This is a genomic window from Streptomyces aureus (genome assembly GCF_001418135.1).
GTDB lineage: Bacteria > Actinomycetota > Actinomycetes > Streptomycetales > Streptomycetaceae > Streptomyces > Streptomyces aureus_A.
In genome coordinates, this window is the sequence record NZ_LIPQ01000320.1 from 1 (window position 1) to 411 (window position 411).

A 411-nucleotide genomic window follows, 5' to 3' on the forward strand; every position below is an offset into this window, starting at 1 on the left:
CTCGACGGGAAAGGTGTCCTCGCTGCGCACCCGGTGGCAGAGCTGCGGCGACAGGCGCCGCTCGACGGTGTCCTGCATCATTCCCCGCCCATCTGGACCTGTCGGCCTGATCTGGAGAGCGAAGATATCCGAACAGCGGGCGGGATGCCCGAACAGGTGAACCATCAACTGAATGACCGTCAATTATCAGACAGGTAGTGACCTTTCCCGCCCACCGGTCCCGGTGCGGCTCAGGCCGGACGCAGCCACACCGTCGCGAGCGGCGGCAGCGTCATCCGGATGCTGGCCGAACGCCCGTGGTGCGGAACCGATTCCGTCTTCACCGGATCCCGCCCCACCACGTCCCCGCCGCCGTACCGGCCGGCGTCCGTGTTCAGGACCTCCGACCAGGCCACCACCGCGTCCGGCACG

The 411-nt window shown here is 67.9% G+C and carries 1 protein-coding gene; it reads right to left on the minus strand.

All coding sequences use genetic code 11. The features are described 5' to 3' along the window. Positions 1-230 precede the first annotated feature (230 nt). A partial coding sequence (locus tag AOK00_RS40610) for an alpha amylase C-terminal domain-containing protein (protein ID WP_254047493.1) occupies positions 231-411 on the minus strand: 181 nt, incomplete at its 5' end.